The organism is Candidatus Zixiibacteriota bacterium, from assembly GCA_021159005.1.
GTDB lineage: Bacteria > Zixibacteria > MSB-5A5 > UBA10806 > 4484-95 > JAGGSN01.
Window position 1 is genome coordinate 1 of sequence record JAGGSN010000060.1, and the last position, 1,001, is coordinate 1,001.

A 1,001-nucleotide genomic window follows, 5' to 3' on the forward strand; every position below is an offset into this window, starting at 1 on the left:
TGTCGCAGCACATTGCCTACATGATCAATTATGATACCACAATTTTTACCAGGGAGCAACCGTAAACCACGTCCGAATTGCTGAATATAAAGTCCATAACTCGCGGTCGGTCTCGCAAAGCTGCACACCTCTATGGCCGGGAGGTCAAACCCTTCCCCGAAAATATCAACATTTACAAGTTCTTTCAAGTCACCCCTTGCAAGACGAGCAATGGCTTCTTGTCTGACTTTGTATGGCGTCTTGGCATGCACAAGCTCTGCTGGGACACCCGCAGCATTAAAATTAGCGGCCATATCTTTACCGGTCTCAACGTCTGGTACAAAAGTAACCCCTATTTTTCCAGGTGCTATCTTAAGATAATGCGCCGCAACATCCCCAATTATCTGCGATTTACGGACGGAGGCGACCAGCTTGGGTTTGCTAAAATCCCCCGCACGAGTAACCGGAACGTCTGACAGGTCGATAAAAGTCCTCGGGGCAAATATTCGGTAGTCGGTAAGGTACCCTTGTTTTATAAGGTCCCGCATCCCAGGACCCTCAACAATCGTGTCATACACACCATCCGCATGCCGGCCGAGGCCCCTCCCATCCGCCCGTAAAGGTGTGGCAGTTACACCAAGGCCCCGACAGGTTGGTGGGAACAGGCTTATGGTTTTGCCCCATACGTTATCCTTACAGACGTGGTGCCCTTCATCCGTTACCCATAGCCGCGTTTGGCTGATCGCATTACTAAGGGGGCTTGCATGATTCTGAAGGGTCAATACGCCCGCAAGGTTATCTTTTGCTTGCGGATTATAAAAATGTTTACCGAATTTCTGTAGGTGCATCCGGACCGCCCATTTGATAATTTTCTTTGGTGCGTGTATAGCATGCACAACACCAAAGTTAGCAAGCGCCATAGATATTTGAAAGATAAGCTCCTGCCGATGGGCGATGGTGAACGTAACGCCGGTCTCTTTGGAAATTTTATCCCCAAAAATTATAGTCTTACCTGATGCGCA

General features: G+C 48.9%; 1 protein-coding gene. It reads right to left on the reverse strand.

The annotated features are described in order from the left end of the window. Positions 1 to 899: ATP-dependent helicase (locus tag J7K40_03945; GenBank protein ID MCD6161551.1), on the reverse strand; the 899-nt coding region annotated here is incomplete at its 3' end. Positions 900 to 1,001: the final 102 nt, after the last annotated feature.